Annotated in this window: 14 protein-coding genes and 1 pseudogene; 5 read left to right on the top strand and 10 right to left on the bottom strand. The window is 71.1% G+C overall.

Annotated features, from left to right (window positions below; translation table 11 throughout):
- The first annotated feature begins 85 nt into the window (after nucleotides 1–85).
- Complete coding sequence (locus ACZ4MF_RS02185) at nucleotides 86–1,411, top strand: DUF2252 domain-containing protein (RefSeq protein ID WP_467488951.1); 1,326 nt, start codon at nucleotides 86–88, stop codon at nucleotides 1,409–1,411.
- A 13-nt stretch (nucleotides 1,412–1,424) separates the two neighbouring features.
- Here ACZ4MF_RS02185 and ACZ4MF_RS02180 read toward each other — a convergent pair.
- A pseudogene (locus tag ACZ4MF_RS02180) lies at nucleotides 1,425–1,916 on the bottom strand (RNA-guided endonuclease TnpB family protein); the annotation flags it as partial.
- A gap of 135 nt (nucleotides 1,917–2,051) precedes the next feature.
- Between ACZ4MF_RS02180 and ACZ4MF_RS02175 the strand changes: the two are divergent.
- The 3 genes from ACZ4MF_RS02175 (at nucleotide 2,052) to ACZ4MF_RS02165 (ending at nucleotide 5,410) form a co-directional block, all read left to right on the top strand.
- Entirely contained in the window at nucleotides 2,052–2,741 is a 690-nt protein-coding gene (locus tag ACZ4MF_RS02175; RefSeq protein ID WP_467488949.1) for a hypothetical protein, read from the top strand.
- 91 nt (nucleotides 2,742–2,832) lie between these two features.
- Nucleotides 2,833–3,645, top strand: a complete 813-nt coding sequence (locus tag ACZ4MF_RS02170; RefSeq protein ID WP_467488947.1) for a DsbA family protein — start codon at nucleotides 2,833–2,835, stop codon at nucleotides 3,643–3,645.
- Nucleotides 3,646–3,739: 94 nt separating this feature from the next.
- Nucleotides 3,740–5,410, top strand: coding sequence for an alkaline phosphatase D family protein (locus ACZ4MF_RS02165; RefSeq protein WP_467488945.1), 1,671 nt, complete (start codon nucleotides 3,740–3,742; stop codon nucleotides 5,408–5,410).
- Nucleotides 5,411–5,419: 9 nt separating this feature from the next.
- On the opposite strand, the gene ACZ4MF_RS02160 is transcribed toward ACZ4MF_RS02165, so the two are convergent.
- The 7 genes from ACZ4MF_RS02160 to ACZ4MF_RS02130 form a co-directional block, all read right to left on the bottom strand.
- Entirely contained in the window at nucleotides 5,420–5,998 is a 579-nt protein-coding gene (locus ACZ4MF_RS02160) for a dienelactone hydrolase family protein (protein WP_467488943.1), read from the bottom strand.
- Nucleotides 5,999–6,098: 100 nt separating this feature from the next.
- Nucleotides 6,099–6,839, bottom strand: a complete 741-nt coding sequence (locus tag ACZ4MF_RS02155; RefSeq protein ID WP_467488941.1) for an SDR family NAD(P)-dependent oxidoreductase — start codon at nucleotides 6,837–6,839, stop codon at nucleotides 6,099–6,101.
- 106 nt (nucleotides 6,840–6,945) lie between these two features.
- Nucleotides 6,946–8,532: a Na+/H+ antiporter gene (locus ACZ4MF_RS02150; RefSeq protein ID WP_467488939.1), complete on the bottom strand. Its 1,587-nt coding sequence runs from the start codon at nucleotides 8,530–8,532 to the stop codon at nucleotides 6,946–6,948.
- Between the two features lie 74 nt (nucleotides 8,533–8,606).
- Nucleotides 8,607–9,074, bottom strand: coding sequence for a GNAT family N-acetyltransferase (locus ACZ4MF_RS02145; RefSeq protein ID WP_467488937.1), 468 nt, complete (start codon nucleotides 9,072–9,074; stop codon nucleotides 8,607–8,609).
- Nucleotides 9,071–10,015, bottom strand: a complete 945-nt coding sequence (locus tag ACZ4MF_RS02140; RefSeq protein WP_467488935.1) for an RluA family pseudouridine synthase — start codon at nucleotides 10,013–10,015, stop codon at nucleotides 9,071–9,073. The genes ACZ4MF_RS02145 and ACZ4MF_RS02140 overlap by 4 nt, the downstream gene beginning before the upstream one ends.
- A 251-nt stretch (nucleotides 10,016–10,266) precedes the next feature.
- On the bottom strand, nucleotides 10,267–10,893 hold the full coding sequence (lspA, locus tag ACZ4MF_RS02135) for a signal peptidase II (protein WP_467488933.1): 627 nt from the start codon (nucleotides 10,891–10,893) through the stop codon (nucleotides 10,267–10,269).
- Nucleotides 10,894–10,960: 67 nt separating this feature from the next.
- On the bottom strand, nucleotides 10,961–11,881 hold the full coding sequence (locus tag ACZ4MF_RS02130; RefSeq protein WP_467488931.1) for a TraR/DksA family transcriptional regulator: 921 nt from the start codon (nucleotides 11,879–11,881) through the stop codon (nucleotides 10,961–10,963).
- A 620-nt stretch (nucleotides 11,882–12,501) separates the two neighbouring features.
- Here ACZ4MF_RS02130 and ileS point away from each other — a divergent pair.
- Nucleotides 12,502–15,645, top strand: a complete 3,144-nt coding sequence (ileS, locus tag ACZ4MF_RS02125; protein WP_467488929.1) for an isoleucine--tRNA ligase — start codon at nucleotides 12,502–12,504, stop codon at nucleotides 15,643–15,645.
- 177 nt (nucleotides 15,646–15,822) lie between these two features.
- On the opposite strand, the gene ACZ4MF_RS02120 is transcribed toward ileS, so the two are convergent.
- Both ACZ4MF_RS02120 and ACZ4MF_RS02115 read right to left on the bottom strand, forming a co-directional pair.
- Complete coding sequence (locus ACZ4MF_RS02120) at nucleotides 15,823–17,025, bottom strand: DivIVA domain-containing protein (RefSeq protein ID WP_362820596.1); 1,203 nt, start codon at nucleotides 17,023–17,025, stop codon at nucleotides 15,823–15,825.
- Nucleotides 17,026–17,080: 55 nt separating this feature from the next.
- Nucleotides 17,081–17,368, bottom strand: coding sequence for a YggT family protein (locus ACZ4MF_RS02115; RefSeq protein ID WP_071375420.1), 288 nt, complete (start codon nucleotides 17,366–17,368; stop codon nucleotides 17,081–17,083).
- Nucleotides 17,369–17,393: the final 25 nt, after the last annotated feature.

Raw genomic sequence — 17,393 nt, 5'->3', positions numbered from 1 at the left:
GAACCGGGCACTCCCGTGCGGCGTCGCCCGTTGGAGACGACAGAAACGCTGTCGCTCATGCACTTGCACCAGGAGGCACCCCGCGATGTCGGTCCACCGGCTCAACGACGAGCAGCGCGGCGAGGAGATCCTCGCCGTCTTCGACACCGCCTTCGGCCGGCTCCTGGCCGCCGACCCGGCCGCGTTCCGGGTGAAGTTCCGGAAGATGGCGGCCTCGGCGTTCGCGTTCTACCGGGGCACGGCGTGCCTCTTTTACCACGACCTGGACGCCGAGAAGCGCGGCGGTCCGTTCCTGGACGACCGCACCTCGCGCGTGTGGATCCACGGCGACCTGCACGCGGAGAACTTCGGCACGTACATGGACGCAGGCGGCCGCCTGGTCTTCAACGTCAACGACTTCGACGAGGCCTACGTCGGCCCCTTCACCTGGGACCTGAAGCGCTTCTCGGCCTCGATCGCCCTCATCGGGTACGCGAAGGCGCTCGGTGACGAGCAGATCACCGAGCTGGTGCGGATCTACGCGGGCGCGTACCGCGAGCGCATCCACGCCCTGGCCACGGGCGCCAAGAGCGACGAGGTGCCGCCGTTCACGCTGGACACGGCGGAGGGCCCGCTCCTCGACGCGCTGCGTGACGCCCGCTCGCTGACCCGCTTCGGGCTGCTGGAGTCGATGACCGAGATCCGCGACTTCGAGCGCCGCTTCGCGCCGGACGGCGGCTCGATCGAGCTGGACGCCGCGACCCGCTACAAGGTCCTGGCCGCCTTCGACGGCTATCTGGAGACCCTGCCGGACGCCTCGCTGGCCCGGCCCGACTCCTACCGGGTGAAGGACGTCGTCGGCCGCCGGGGCATCGGCATCGGCTCGGCCGGCCTGCCGTCGTACAACATCCTCCTGGAGGGCCACAGCGACGCCCTGGAGAACGACGTCGTGATCTACGTCAAGCAGGCGCAGACCCCGGCCGTCTCCCGGCACATCACGGATCCGGCCATCGCGGGCTACTTCCAGCACGAGGGCCACCGCACGGTGATCTCCCAGCGCGCCCTCCAGGCGCACGCCGACCCGTGGCTGGGCTGGACCGAGCTGGACGGGGCGGGCCAGCTGGTCGCCGAGGTCTCGCCGTACGCCGTGGACCTGGACTGGAGCGACATCGACGACCCGGAGGAGATCACCCAGGTCGTCGCCGACCTGGGCCGGGCCACGGCGGCGATGCACGCGGCGGCGGACGACCAGTCCGGCGAGTCCCTGGTGCCGTTCTCCACCGAGCGGGCCATCGACGCGGCGCTCGCGGCCGACGAGGAGGGCTTCGCGCCCCTGCTGGTGGACTTCGCGCACAGCTACGGCGCACGCGCGCGCGGCGACCACCAGATCTTCGTCGACCTGTTCCGCAACGGCCGGATTCCGGGGCTTTGACGTGCTCCCTGGCCTAAAGTCCAGGGACTCCGGCCTGGGCCGTCCGGCCCTTCCGGGGGCTTCCTGCTTCAACGCGCTGTGCCGGGACCTTCGTCCTGGTCTTACCAGCGCTCCACGAGGCGTTTAGCGTCTCCACCCGTCCGGTGGCGACGATCCGGCGTCCTTCGAAGAGGACGTTGCGGCTTGCGTTGTGGTCGCGGTCGTGCACGGTGCCGCATGCGCCGCAGGTCCACTGCCGGACGTGCAGCGGCTTGGGGCCGTCCCGGAATCCGCAGGCCGAGCAGACCTGAGAGGACGGGAAGGCCCGGCCCACCTTGACGAAGGTGCGGCCGTGTTTGACCGCCTTGTACTCCAGCATGCCGACGAACGCGGACCATCCCGCGTCGTGCACGGACTTGGCGAGCCGGGTGCGCCCGAGGCCGGACACCGCGAGGTCTTCCACGTACACCGCTTGGTTGTCGCGAATGATCTGTGTGGAAGCCTTGTGGTGGCAACAACAACGCCGTCATGCACAGAAACCTGGCGTTCCCCTCCTACCTTCTTGGCCTCATGCGGCACGTTCAGCCGGCAACTTTCGTTACACTCACAGACCCTCTTTAGGGGTCTCTTACTCACATACGTGACAGACTCTTCAATCGCTATGGACATATCCGGGACCCAGCTCAGAGCCGTGCGCGCGGCGCTGTTCACGGCCTTCGTCGTGACGCTCAGCACCGCGTCGCACGTGCTGCTGTCCCAGGCCCCGCTGCCGGCGGGGACGGTGCTGGCGGTCTGCGCCGGCGTCTTCGCCGCCGCGTACGCGCTCGCGGGCCGCGAGCGCGGCTTCGGCCGGATCGCGGCCCTGCTGATCCCGCTGGAGCTGGCCGCAGACACCGTGTTCACCACGGGCCAGCACACCTGCTACGGCCGGGCGGGCGGCCCGGTCGCGGGCCCGCTGCACGCCTTCGGCTTCGACGTGCTGTGCCAGGGCGGTGCCGTCGGCACCCCGCTCGCCCGGATGACCGCGGGCCAGGGCCACCCGGAGGCGCTGCTCGCGCACGCCGGCCCGACGGCCGCCTGGCTGCTGCTCGCCGCGCACGTCGGCGTGGGGCTGCTCGCCGCCGCCTGGCTGCGCCGGGGCGAGCGGGCGCTGGTGCAGCTGCTGCGGGCGGTCGCCACCACCACCTTCCGGCCGCTGCTGCTGGCGGTGGCCTCCGCCGCCGTACGGCCGGCCCCGGCCGTACGGCTGCCGCGGCCGGCTCCCCGCCCGGCGACAGCCCGCGACCGGCTTCTCGTGCACTCCCTGGGACGGCGTGGACCGCCGTGCCCGCCCGCCCTCGCCACCGCCTGAACGGCCGGTGCGCGGCGGCGTCCGAGCACATCCAGTCCCCCACACGTATCCCGCGTACGACATGTGCGCGTCCCACATGGAGATCACCAACATGAGCAAGCGGAACAGCCAGACGGCGAAGACGGCGGCACGCGAGCGGCTGCGCGAGGAGCGCGAGCGGCAGGCCAAGCGCGACAAGGCCAAGCGGCAGGTCATCGTGGCCGCCTCGGTCGTGGCCGTGCTGGCCGCGGCCGGCGGCATCGGCTACGCCGTCGTCCAGGCCAACAAGCCCACCGGGTGGGACGCGGCGAAGTCCCAGCCGCTCGTGAAGCCGGCCAACACCTCGGGCTCGGACGGCACGACCGTCGTCATCGGCAAGAGCACCGCCAAGAAGACCCTCACCATCTACGAGGACCCGCGCTGCCCGATCTGCGCGCAGTTCGAGCAGACGGTCGGCGCGACGGTGAAGAAGGACGTCGACGACGGCAAGATCAAGCTCCACTACGTCGGCGCCACCTTCCTCGACCAGAACCTGCCCGGCGTGGGCTCCAAGAACGCGCTCAGCGCCCTGGGTGCCGCGCTCAACGTCAGCCCCGAGGCGTTCATCGAGTACCGGTCCGCGATGTACTCGACGAAGTGGCACCCCGACGAGCAGGACGACAAGTTCAAGGACGACTCCTATCTGCTCCAGATCGCCGACACGGTCCCGGCACTGAAGGGCAACGCGGCCTTCCAGAAGGCGGTGAAGGACGGCACCTACGACCGGTGGGCGCTGGAGGAGTCCAAGATCTTCAACAAGGACGGCATCTCGGGCACCCCGACGCTGAAGATGGACGGCAAGACGCTGACGGGCCCCGACGGCAAGAACCCGCCCATGACCGTGGCCGACTTCGACAAGGCGCTCGACGCAGCCATGAAGGGCTGACGTCCCGGAGGAATCCGGCCTCCGCGTGAACAGCGGGCGAACATGGGGAGTTCGCCCGCCCTCGCGTTCGTACCGGCCAGTAACATGACCGGTCGTGACCAGTCGACAGAGATCATTTTCGGCCTCCGAGCGCTTCAACTCCCTCTCGCCCCGCCGCCGTACGGTCGTCAAGGCCGCGGCGGCGACCGCTGTGCTGGCCGCGCCGCTCGCCACCACCCTCCCGGCGCGCGCCGACGGCCAGGCCCCCGCCTTCCTGCACGGTGTCGCCTCCGGCGATCCGTTGCCCGACGGCGTGCTGCTGTGGACCCGGGTGACTCCGACCCCGCAGGCCGTCCCGGGTTCCGGGATCGGCCCGGACACCGAGGTGGGCTGGGTCGTCGCCAAGGACAAGGCGTTCACCAGCATCGTCGCCAAGGGCACCGTCAAGGCGACCGCCGCCTCCGACCACACCGTGAAGGCCGACGTGCGCGGTCTGCAGCCGGCGACCGACTACTGGTTCCGGTTCTCGGCCGGCGCCGCCGACTCCCCGGTGGCCCGCACCCGCACCGCCCCGGCGGCGGACGCGGCCGTGTCCGGGCTGCGCTTCGGCGTGGTCACCTGCGCCAACTGGGAGGCAGGCTACTTCGCCCCCTACCGCCACCTCGCCGCCCGCGGTGACCTCGACGCGTGGCTGCACCTCGGCGACTACATCTACGAGTACAAGTCCGGCGAGTACGCGGCCCGCGGCACGGTCGTCCGGCCGCACGCGCCGGCCAACGAGATCATCACGCTCGCCGACTACCGCACCCGGCACGGCAAGTACAAGACCGACCCGGACCTCCAGGCCCTGCACCTGAAGGCGCCGGTCGTCGCGATCTGGGACGACCACGAGTTCGCCGACAACGCCTGGTCGGGCGGCGCGGTCAACCACACCGAGGGCGCCGAGGGCACCTGGACCGCCCGCAAGGCCGCCGCCAAGCAGGCCTACTTCGAGTGGATGCCGGTCCGCCCCGCGATCGAGGGCACCACCTACCGGCGGCTGCGCTTCGGCAAGCTCGCCGATCTGTCGCTGCTGGACCTGCGCTCGTTCCGCTCCCAGCAGGCGTCGGCGGGCAGCGGCTCGGTGGACGACCCAAACCGGACGATCACCGGCCGCGCCCAACTCGACTGGCTGAAGGCCGGCTTGAAGGCCTCCGACACCAAGTGGCGGCTGGTCGGCAACTCGGTGATGATCGCGCCGTTCGTCATCGGCTCCCTCACCGCCGACCTGCTGGGGCCGCTCGCCAAGCTGCTCGACCTGCCGCAGGGCGGCATCGGCGTCAACACCGACCAGTGGGACGGCTACACCCACGACCGCCGTGAACTCCTCGACCACCTGCGCGCGAACGCCATCGGCAACACCGTCTTCCTGACCGGTGACATCCACATGTCCTGGGCCAACGACGTGCCGGTGGACGCGGGCACCTACCCGCTGTCGCCGTCGGCGGCCACCGAGTTCGTGATCACCTCGGTGACCTCCGACAACCTCGACGACATCGTCAAGGTCCCCGAGAGCACGGTCTCCGCCGTCGCCGCGCCGCTCATCCGGGCCGCCAACCGGCACGTCCACTGGGTCGACACCGACCGGCACGGCTACGGCGTGCTGGACATCACCGCCGACCGGGCGCAGATGGACTACTACGTCCTGTCCGACCGCACCGACCCGAACGCGACCTCGACGTGGGAGCGTTCGTACCGCACCCGCAGCGGCACCCAGAAGGTCGAGCGGACGTACGACCCCGTGTAGGGCGTACGACTACGCGTTCTCCAGGCTGCCGAGGAAGCCCAGCGCCACCCGCCAGGTGGCCTCGGCGGCCTCGGCGTCGTAGTCCGGCAGCTCCGGGTCGGTGTACAGGTGCCCGGCGCCCGCGTACCGGTAGACCTCCACGTCCGCGCCGGTCCGGCCCATCTGGAGATACCAGGCGCTCAGCCAGTCGTCCGTCTCGAACGGGTCCGGCTCGGCCACGTGCAGCTGCACCGGCAGATCCTCCGCCTGCGCGTTCGGCGCGATGTCCGACGTGCCATGCAGGAGCAGCAGCCCGCGCGCCTTGTCGTCGCCGAGGGCGAGGGTCTGGGCGACCGAGGCGCCGAGCGAGAAGCCCGCGTACACGAGCCCGCGCTCGGAGTACGGCGCCGCCGCCAGCACAGCCCGCTTCAGCAGCTCGTCCTTGCCGATCTCGCCCCGGTACTCCATGCCCTCCTCGACGGTGTCGAACGTGCGCCCCTCGAAGAGGTCCGGCGTCCACACCTCGTGGCCGGCCGCGCGCAGCCGGTCCGCGGCCTCCCGCACCGCGGGCCTGAGGCCGTAGATCGAATGAAAGAGCATGATGTTCATGAGGCCATGGTGCCAGCCGGTGCGACGCCACCGGAGCCGCCGGAGCCGGGGACACCCCTACCGGCTCGTCCTGACAGCACCTTCGACGCGGTGCCCGCCGTCAGTTTCCGCGCTCCGCACCGCCGTTCACCTGCACGACCTGTGAGGTGACGTGCCCGGCGGCGGGTGAGGCCAGCCAGTGCAGGGTCGACGCCACGTCTCCCGGTGTCCCGGCGCGGCCGGTCACCGTGTCCCCGATGAGCCGCGCCCGCCGGGCCTCGTCCATCATGTCCCCGAAGAACTCGGTGTCCTCGACGTACCCCGGCGCGACCACGTTCACGGTGATGCCGTGCGGGCCCAGCTGCCGGGCCAGGTCGTGCGCGTAGGGGTGCAGGCCGGCCTTGGCCGCAGCGTAGGCACCGCTGCCCGAACCGCGGTAGGCGGCGATGGAGCTGACGAAGAGCACCCGTCCGCCGGGCTCGGCGAGGCGGTTCTTCAGCGCTTCGGTGAGCAGTGCTGCCGTCAGCACGTTCTGTCTGAAGTTGACGGTCCAGTCGTGGGCCACCCGGTCCAGGGGGTCGTCGCTGTCGGACGGCGGCTCCAGTTGCCCGGCGCCGCCCGCGCAGTGCACGAGGACGTCGACGGTGCCGAACTCCTCGGCGACGAACCTGGCCACCCTGCGGACCTGATCGGGCTCGGCGAGGTCCGCGGCACAGGTGAGCGCCCCGGGCACACCGGCCTTCTCCAGCACCTCGGCCCGCCGCCCGAGGAGCAGCACCTGGTCCCCGTCCGCCGCGAACGCCCGGGCGGTGGCCAGCCCGATGCCCGTACCCCCACCACTGATCACAATGTTCCGCGTCATGATCCGAGCGTAGGCACGAACCGCCGAGCGGCGCGGAAGTTTTCCACAGGCACCACACATTCGTACGACTATCGAGCCACTCCTGTGCGTCGGCGTGCGCACCCGTTCACCGCAGGCTCCGCACGTCGAGATGGCGCAGCACGCGGTCCACGATCTCCGGATCCGCCCCGGGCTCGCTCCGCGCCGCGAGGACCTCGTGCCGGGCCGCGCTCATCATCTCGCCCTGGATGCGCCGGATCCGTCTGAGCCGCTTGGCCCGCTGGTGCTGTGCCTCGCGCCGCTCCTCCTCGCCCATGTCCGGACTGATCCGGATGCCGATGTCGAAGGCGCGCCGCAGCATCTGCTCCGCCAGGTCCTCGGGCAGGTCCTCCACCTGCTCGATCTCCCGCAGCCTGCCCTTCGCCGCCTTCGCCGCGCGCACCGCCAGCTCCTTCTCGAACTCCTTCTCCCGCTCGGAGTCGGCCCGCACCCCGAGCCGCTTCACCAGCCAGGGCAGGGTGAGCCCCTGAAGCACCAGGGTGACGACGATGACCCCGAAGGCGATGAAGACGATCTCGTCCCGGTCCGGGAAGGGAGACCCGTCGTCGAGCGTCAGCGGGACGGCCAGCGCCAGCGCCACCGAGGCCACCCCGCGCATCCCGGACCACCACATCACGACGGTCTCCCGCCAGCTGACCGGGATCTCCTCGTCGTAGTCCCGTCGCGCGTGCAACCGCTTGGTCAGCCAGGTCGCGGGAAGCAGCCACACCAGCCGTACGACGATCACCACGCCCGTGACGGCGGCGGCCCAGCCGATCAGCTCGCCCCAGCGGCCCTGGGCCGTACGGATCGCGTTGTGCAGCTCCAGGCCGATGAGCCCGAAGGCCACGCCCGTGACGAGGGTGTCGATGATGTCCCAGAAGGTGTACCCGGCCAGCCGGGTCATCACGTCGTCGGCGTCGGTGGCGTACTCGGAGAGGAAGAGCGCCGTGGTGAGCACGGCGAGCACCCCGGAGCCGTGCAGTTTCTCCGCGAGCACGTACGAGGCGTAGGGCACCAGCAGGGTCATGCCGATCTGGAGGGTCGGATCACCCAGCAGGTCCATCAGCTTGTTCGCGCCCCAGCCGAGCGCCACCCCGACGACCACGGCGACCACGGCGGACAGCACCAGGTCCAGGCCTGCCTGCCAGGCCGAGAAAGTGCCGCTCACGACGGCGGCGATCGCCACGTGGTAGAGCACGATGGCCGTGACGTCGTTGAAGAGCCCCTCGCCCTCCAGGATCGACACCAGCCGGCGCGGCAGCCCGAGCTGTCCGGCGACGCTGGTCGCGGCGACCGGGTCGGGCGGGGCGATCAGCGCGCCGAGTGCGACGGCGGCACCGATCGACAGCCCGGGCACGATCGCGTTGGCGACGTACGCCACGCACACCGTCGTCACGAACACCAGGGCGACGGCGAGCAGGAAGATCGGCCGGATGTTGGCCGCGAACTGCCGCCAGGAGGTGCGGCGCACGGCGGCGTAGAGCAGCGGCGGCAGCAGCCCGGGCAGGATCAGCTCCGGCGGGATGTTCACGTTGGGCACGAAGTCGGCCACCGCGAGGAGCCCGCCGAAGACCGTCATCAGCACCGGTGCCGGCAACCCGAACCGGTCCCCGACCGGCACGCTCACCAGGGCCCCGAGCAGCAGGACGAACAACAGGGCCAACTGATCCACGGCCGGCGCTCCGGGGGTCGACGATCACACGGCTGGACTCAAGCCTGCCATCCGGCCGCCGTGAGCGCGCGCCGCTACAGGGCGCGGCGCATCGCCCGGTGCGGTATGCCGGCGTCCGGGAACTCCGGGCCGTACGCCGCGTAGCCGAGGCGCTCGTAGAAACCCAGGGCTTGGGTCTGGGCGTGCAGGTCCACGGCGGTGAGGCCACGCGCGCGTGCCGCGTCCTCGATGGCCCGCACCAGGGCCGCGCCGACGCCGAGTCCGCGGGCCGCCCGGGAGACGGCGAGCCGCCCCAGGCAGCCCACCGAGGCATCCGCGCCGGTCTTCGCCACGGCCGCCGCGCCATGCAGCAGCCGTCCGGTGCCGAGCGGCACACCGTCCTCGCGGATCGCCAGTACGTGCACGGCGTCCGCGTCGTAGGCGTCGTACTCCAGGTCCTCGGGGACGCCCTGCTCGCCCACGAAGACCTCCTTGCGGACCGCGAAGCAGGCCTCGCGGTCCGCGAAGTCCGCGGCGATCCGGACGGTGTACGCCACGCTCACGCGTACGTCTCCTCGCGGACCTGGTCGAGGGCCTGCTGGAGATCCTCGGGGTAGTCGCTCGCGAACTCCACCCACTGTCCGTCCGCGGGGTGCTCGAAGCCGAGCCGGACCGCGTGCAGCCACTGGCGGGCCAGGCGCAGCCGCCTGGCGAGGGTCGGATCGGCACCGTAGGTCAGGTCGCCGACGCAGGGGTGGCGGTGGGCGGCCATGTGGACGCGGATCTGGTGGGTGCGGCCGGTCTCCAGCTTCACGTCCAGCAGGGAGGCGGCGCGGAAGGCCTCGATGAGGTCGTAGTGCGTCACGGAGGGCTTGCCGTCGGCCGTGACCGCCCACTTGTAGTCGTGCTGGGGGTGGCGGCCGATGGGCGCGTCGATCGTGCCGCTCGTCGGGTCCGGGTGGCCCTGGACCAGCGTGTGGTAGCGCTTGTCGACCGTGCGCTCCTTGAACTGGCGCTTGAGCGAGGTGTACGCCCGCTCCGACTTGGCGACCACCATCAGGCCCGAGGTGCCGACGTCCAGGCGGTGCACGATGCCCTGGCGCTCGGCGGCGCCGGAGGTGGAGATGCGGTAGCCCGCCGCGGCGAGGCCGCCGATGACCGTCGGGCCGCTCCAGCCCGGCGAGGGGTGCGCGGCCACGCCGACCGGTTTGACGATCACGACCACGTCATCGTCGTCGTACACGATCTCCATGCCCTCGACCGGCTCGGCCACCACCTGCACCGGCGCGGGCGCCTGCGGCATCTCGACCTCCAGCCAGGCGCCGCCGTGCACCCGCTCGGACTTGCCGACCACCGCGCCGTCGACCTGGACCTTGCCGGCCGCGGCCAGCTCGGCCGCCTTCGTGCGGGAGAAGCCGAACATGCGGGAGATGGCGGCGTCGACGCGCTCGCCCTCCAGGCCGTCGGGCACGGGCAGGGTACGGATCTCGGGAATCGTGCTCACCCGTCGAGTATGCCGGACGGCCCGGACACCCCCGACCGTGCCTGTGGACAACTCCGGGCGGCCTGGGGGGGTGTCGTTTGGATCATCCCGGCGTCGCGGGGGCTGGCACGCACACCTTCGGCGTTGTCGTCACGCCGACGCTCCGCGTCGACTCACTCCTCCGCCTTGCAGCTGCACGCACCAGACCCCGCTCGGGTCCGCCGGTCCGCACTGTTCATCACGGCCGGCGTGATCCAAACGACACCCCCTAGCTAGTCCTTGTGGATCGAGCCGTCCGGGTCCAGGCCGCGGAAGGACAGCAGCACGATCAGGATGCCGCCGCACACGATCGCCGAGTCGGCCAGGTTGAACACCGCGAAGCCCTTCGGCGCGATGAAGTCCACGACCTGGCCCTCGAAGATGCCGGGTGCCCGAAAGATCCGGTCGGTCAGGTTGCCGAGCGCGCCGCCGAGCAGCAGGCCGAGGGCGACCGCCCAGGGGAAGCTGTAGAGCTTGCGGGCCAGCCGGATGATGACCGCGATCACCGCCGCGGCGATCACCGTGAAGATCACAGTGAAGGCGCCGCCGAAGCCGAAGGCGGCGCCCGGATTGCGGATGGCGTGCAGCTCCAGCAGGTCCCCGATCAGCTTGATCGGCTCGTGGCCCTCCAGCTTGGCGACCACGAGCGTCTTGCTGATCAGGTCGAGGGCGTACGCGAACGCGGCCACCGCGAACAGCACGGCGATCCGGCGCCCGCGGCCACTGCGCGCGTGCGCCTCCTGCCCACCGGTGCCGGTCGCGGCGGACACGCCGGAGCCCGTCGGCGCGCCGGGCGCCCTGTGCTCGCCGCCGTCGTCCGGGGTGTCCGGCGTACCGATGATGCGCTCCGCCTCTGCCACGTGAGTCCCTCAACCTAGGTGCCTGACTGAGGACGAGACTACGGCACGCCCGTCCGGCCCCTCACGCTCAGGAGCGACGTTCCTGCTTCTGCTTGCACTCCACGCACAGGGTGGCCCTCGGGAAGGCCTGCATCCGTGCCTTGCCGATGGGATTGCCGCAGTTCTCGCACAGTCCGTAGGTGCCCGCGTCCAGCCGCTCCAGGGCGTGCTCGTTCTGGATCAGCATCTCGCGCGCGTTGGCGGCAAGCGCCATCTCGTGCTCGCGCGTGATGTTCTTGGTCCCGGTGTCGGCCTGGTCGTCGCCCGCGCCGTCCCCGGAGTCCCGCATCAGGCCCACCAGGGACGCCTCGGAGGAGCTGATCTCGGCACGCAGCCGCTCCACCTCGGACAGCAGCTCGGCGCGGGCGTCCGCGACCTCTTCCGGGGTCCAGGGGTCCTCTCCGGGACGCACCGCCAGCTCACCGGGCTCCGCCGCGGCGAGCCGTGCCTTGGGAACGGCGGTCTGTTCTGCCGTGGCCGTGCCAGGAGTCTTCTTCGCAACCACTGTCGTGGCTCCCGTCTGCTTCGCGGCCCGCGCCGCGCCCGCTTTCTTGGCCGTGCTCTTCCCGGCCGCCTCCGTGGAGGCGGCCGCCGCAGCCGTCCTGCGGGCGCCGGCCTTCTTCGCCGCCGGCGCCTCGACGGCCGCCTTGTCCACCGCCACCCCCTTCGCCGCCGCCTTCTTCCCGGCGGCCTTCCCGGCCGCCGCCGTCTTGGCCGCGGGCTTCTTCCCGGCCTTCGGCGCCACGGCGGCCTCCGCGGTCTTCCGGGCGGCCTTCTTCACGCCTGTCGTCTCGGCCGCCGCCTTCCTGACGGACTTGACGGCTTTGACATCCTTGACGGCCTTGGCGTCTTTCGCATCTTTGGCGTCCTTCGCGGCCGTCTTCTCCGCGGCCGCGCCCCTGGCCCGGCCGGTCGCCGGCTGCTCTACGGCGGTCTTCTTCGCCACCATGGCCGCGGCCCCTTCACATATTGTGATCTTGCTCGCGAATCGTGCTGGGACGATAAATCGACTTGAGTCCCGCGGCAACGGGGCACACCGCCCGATTCGCCCGCCCGCACCCCCCGAGCAGCGGGCCTGCATCGGTTGTGCCCAGCTCCCCGCCGGGTAATCCGCCCCGGCCGCGTCGGCCGGACACGCACGCGCGTGCCCTCGCCATTCGGGTCATGCCGACCGGTCGCCGGGCGGACGGCCCCGACCCGCGGAAACCGCGCGCGGGGAAAACCGGTCAGCCGCTGTCCGTGCGGCGCCGTACACTGGGCGGAGCGAGAAGCGTGGATGGGGACGAGTAGCGGCGTACGCGGCCGAGAGCGACCCGGGGACGGTGTGAGCCCGGGGGCGAGCGCGACGTGAAGATCACCCCGGAGCCGCCGGAAGAAAGCCGCAGCCGTGAGGCCGGGGCGAGTAGAACCGGCATCGCGACCCCAATGAGGGGGCTCACCGGAGCACAGGGCGCACCGGCGGGCCAAGGAGGGTGGTACCGCGGGAGCGCGCCGCACACGGCGTAGACAGGATCGAAGGCTCTCGTCCCTCCGACGGAAGGCAGCAAGTCCGTTGGAGGATGCTCGCAGATGACAGCGCCGACGTACCGCCAGGTGCCCGCACAGGTCGACCTGCCCGCTCTTGAGCACGCCGTGCTCGACTTCTGGCGCGAGCAGAAGATCTTCGCCAAGAGCCTGGAGCAGTCCGAGGGCCGCCCTGAGTGGGTGTTCTACGAGGGCCCGCCCACCGCGAACGGCATGCCCGGCGCCCACCACATCGAGGCACGCGTCTTCAAGGACGTCTTCCCGCGCTTCCGCACCATGCGGGGCTACCACGTGGCCCGCAAGGCCGGCTGGGACTGTCACGGCCTGCCCGTGGAGCTGGCGGTCGAGAAGGAGCTGGGCTTCTCCGGCAAGCAGGACATCGAGGCGTACGGCATCGCCGAGTTCAACGCCAAGTGCCGCGAGTCCGTGACCCGGCACACCGACGCCTTCGCCGAGCTGACGACCCGCATGGGCTACTGGGTCGACATGGACGACGCCTACCGGACCATGGACCCCGAGTACGTGGAGTCGGTCTGGTGGTCGCTGAAGGAGATCTTCGGCAAGGGCCTGCTGGTCCAGGACCACCGCGTCGCCCCCTGGTGCCCGCGCTGCGGCACCGGCCTGTCCGACCACGAGCTGGCGCAGGGCTACGAGACGGTCGTCGACCCGTCCGTGTACGTCCGTTTCCCGCTCACCTCCGGTCCGCTCGCCGGCGAGGCCGCGCTCCTGGTGTGGACGACGACCCCCTGGACCCTGGTGTCCAACACGGCGGTCGCCGCGCACCCGGAGGTCACCTACGTCGTCGCCACCAACGGCGAGGAGAAGCTCGTCGTCGCCGAGCCGCTGCTCGCCAAGGCGCTCGGCGAGGGCTGGGAGACCACGGGCCGGACCTTCACCGGTGCCGAGATGGAGCGCTGGACGTACCAACGTCCGTTCGAGCTCGTGGAGTTCCCGGCTCCGGCCCACTTCGTGGTCAACGCCGACTACGTCACCACCGAGGACGGCACGGGTCTGGTCCACCAGTCCCCCGCCTTCGGTGAGGACGACCTCAAGGTCTGCCGCTCCTACGGCCTGCCGGTCGTGAACCCGGTCCGCCCGGATGGCACCTTCGAGGAGGACGTCCCGCTGGTGGGCGGCGTCTTCTTCAAGAAGGCGGACGAGAAGCTCACCGAGGACCTCCAGCAGCGCGGCCTGCTCTTCAGGCACATCCCGTACGAGCACAGCTACCCGCACTGCTGGCGCTGCCACACCGCGCTGCTGTACTACGCCCAGCCTTCCTGGTACATCCGCACGACGGCGATCAAGGACCGCCTCATCCAGGAGAACGAGCAGACCAACTGGTTCCCGGAGACCGTCAAGCACGGCCGGTACGGCGACTGGCTGAACAACAACATCGACTGGGCGCTGTCCCGCAACCGCTACTGGGGCACCCCGCTGCCGATCTGGCGCTGTGAGGACGATCACCTCACCTGCGTCGGCTCGCGCGCGGAGCTGACCCAGCTGTCCGGCACCGACCAGTCGGCCCTCGACCCGCACCGGCCGTACATCGACGAGGTCACCTTCGCCTGCACGCACGAGCGCTGCGGCAAGACGGCCACGCGCGTGCCCGAGGTCATCGACGCCTGGTACGACTCGGGTTCGATGCCGTTCGCGCAGTGGGGCTACCCGTACAAGAACAAGGAGCTGTTCGAGAGCCGCTACCCGGCGCAGTTCATCTCCGAGGCGATCGACCAGACCCGCGGCTGGTTCTACACGCTGATGGCCGTCGGCACGCTGGTCTTCGACAAGTCGTCGTACGAGAACGTCGTCTGCCTGGGCCACATCCTGGCCGAGGACGGCCGCAAGATGTCCAAGCACCTGGGCAACATCCTCCAGCCGATCCCGCTCATGGACGCCAACGGCGCGGACGCGGTGCGCTGGTTCATGGCGGCCGGCGGCTCCCCGTGGGCGGCCCGCCGGGTCGGGCACAGCACCATCCAGGAGGTCGTCCGCAAGACGCTCCTCACGTACTGGAACACGGTCGCCTTCCAGGCCCTGTACGCCCGTACGTCCCAGTGGGCGCCGAGCGCGGCGGACCCGGCCCCGGCCGAGCGCCCGCTGATCGACCGCTGGCTGCTGTCCGAGCTGCACGCCCTCACCGACCAGGTGACGCAGGCGATGGAGGCGTTCGACACCCAGCGCGCCGGCAAGCTGCTGTCCGCGTTCGTCGACGACCTGTCCAACTGGTACGTCCGCCGCTCGCGCCGCCGGTTCTGGCAGGGCGACAAGGCGGCGCTGCGCACGCTGCACGAGGTGCTGGAGACGGTCACCAAGCTGATGGCGCCGATCACCCCGTTCATCACCGAGCGGGTGTGGCAGGACCTGGTCGTGCCGGTGACGCCGGGCGCCGTGGAGTCGGTGCACCTGGCCGCCTGGCCGGAGGCGGACCTGTCGGCGATCGACCCCGAGCTGTCGAAGCAGATGGTCCTGGTCCGCCGGCTGGTGGAGCTGGGCCGGGCCACGCGCGCGGAGTCGGGCGTCAAGACCCGCCAGCCGCTGTCCCGCGCGCTGATCGCGGCGACCGGCTTCGAGGCACTGGACCCGGAGCTGCACACGCAGATCACCGAGGAGCTGAACGTCTCCGCGCTGGCGTCGCTGTCCGAGGTCGGCGGATCCCTGGTGGACACCACCGCCAAGGCCAACTTCCGCGCGCTGGGCAAGCGGTTCGGCAAGCGGGTGCAGGACGTGGCGAGGGCGATCGCGAACGCCGACGCGGCCGCGCTCTCCCTGGGCCTGCGCGAGGGCACGGCCTCGGTGGAGGTCGACGGCGAGACCGTCACCCTCGCCCCGGACGAGGTCATCATCACCGAGACCCCGCGCGAGGGCTGGTCGGTGGCGTCCGACTCCGGTGCCACGGTGGCGCTGGACCTGGAGATCACCGAGGAGCTGCGGCAGGCGGGCCTGGCCCGTGACGCGATCCGGCTGATCCAGGAGGCCCGCAAGAACAGCGGCCTGGACGTGGCCGACCGGATCGCTCTGCGGTGGGCGTCGACCGACCCGGCGGTGGTCGCTGCGCTGAGCGAGCACAGCGAGCTGATCGCGGACGAGGTTCTGGCGACCGACTTCGCCCAGGGTGAGGCCGACGACAACTACGGCGAGCCGTTCACCGACGAGGGGCTGTCGCTCACGTTCCGGCTGCGGAAGGCGTAAGCGCCGAGCGGTTTGCGCAGGGCCCGGTCTCCGGTTCGGAGGCCGGGCCCCTCTTCGCCGGTCCTCTTCACGGGTCCGCAACGCGCGTAAAAAGGGCGGGACCCCGGATCATGTGATCCGGGGTCCCGCCCTGAACGCTGCCGACGCCTAAGGCGTACTACTCACCGTGCCCGGTGCTCAGTTGTCGTCCTCGTCGATCAGGAACCCGCGCATCGGCGAGGGTGCCTGGCCCATCGGGGACGGGCCCTGCGGGCGGACCGGGGCCATGGGCTGGGTCATGGCCGGGGTCATCTGCTGCTGGCCGCCGTAGGACGGGGCGGACGGGGCGGGGTTGCCGCCCATCGTCTGGTTGCCGCCGTAGGACGGGGCGCTCGCGCCGGCCGGAGCCATGGAGGGCGCCGGGGACGGCGGCAGCGACGCGGTGGCCGGGGTGCGCGGCGGGGCCAGGGAATCGTCGGCCTGGGTCTCCAGCTGGCGCAGCTGGGACTCGAGGTACGACTTCAGGCGCGTGCGGTACTCGCGCTCGAAGCCGCGCAGGTCCTCGACCTTGCGCTCCAGCGTGGCGCGGGCGGACTCCAGGGAGCCCATCGCGACGCGGTGCTTCTCCTGCGCGTCCCGCTCCAGGGCGTCGGCCTTGGCACGGGCGTCACGCTCCAGACCCTCGGCGCGGCTGCGGGCCTCGCCGACGATCTTGTTGGCCTCGGAGCGGGCCTCGGCGATCGCCTGGTCGGCGGTCTGCTGGGCCAGCGAGAGGACACGGGCGGCGCTGTCGCCACCGGGGCCCTGACCGGGGCCGCCCATCGGACCGCCCATGGGGCCGCCCATCGGACCACCCATCTGCTGCTGCATGGGAGGCTGACCGCCCATCGGGCCCTGGCCCATGGGGCCCTGGCCCATCGGACCCTGACCCATCGGACCCTGGCCCATGGGACCCTGACCCATCGGACCCTGACCCATCGGACCGGGACCCTGGGGACCACCCTGACCGCCGCCGGGACCGGCGGGCAGCTGCGGGGCACCGCTCGGCAGCTGGGGCGGGCCACCCATGGGGCCACCCATCTGCTGCTGCGGCGGGCCCGATATGCCGGCGGGCACCGGCGCGCCGGGACCTCGCATGCCCTGCTGCGGCATGCCCTGCTGCTGCGGATGCTGCTGCTGGTCCTGCTCCGGCGGGCCCTTGCGCATGTTCTGCTGGTTCTGCGCGGCCGCACGGGTCGCCGCGGCCAGCTTGGCGCGCAGGTCCTCGTTCTCGCGGAGCAGACGGGTCAGCTCGGCTTCGACCTCGTCGAGGAAGGCATCGACCTCGTCCTCGTCATAGCCTTCTCGGAGGCGGACGGTCGTGAACTGCTTGTTCCGCACGTCCTCGGGGGTCAACGGCATCTCTTCACCTCAACGTAGTCATCGGCAGTCGGCAAGACCGTATCGTCCACCCTCATCACACGAAGCTCCCCGTGATGGACAGGAGGATGTAGACGATGATCATCAGTACGAAGAAGGACAGGTCGAGCGCCACGCCCCCGAGACGCAGCGGCGGAATGAACCGCCGCAGAAGCTTCAGCGGTGGATCGGTGACAGTGTAGGTGGCCTCCAGAACGACCACCATGGCCTTGCCGGGTTGCCACGAGCGGGCGAACTGGAACACGTAGTCCATGACAAGCCGGAAAATGAGCACGGCGAGGAACACCAGTAGCGCGGTGTGGACCACCGTGACGAACACGCTCATGGCCTGCGCTTCCCTCTCCCCTGTT

It is taken from the genome of Streptomyces sp. NPDC025793 (assembly GCF_055558375.1).
This window is presented reverse-complemented; position numbering and strand designations above follow the sequence as displayed.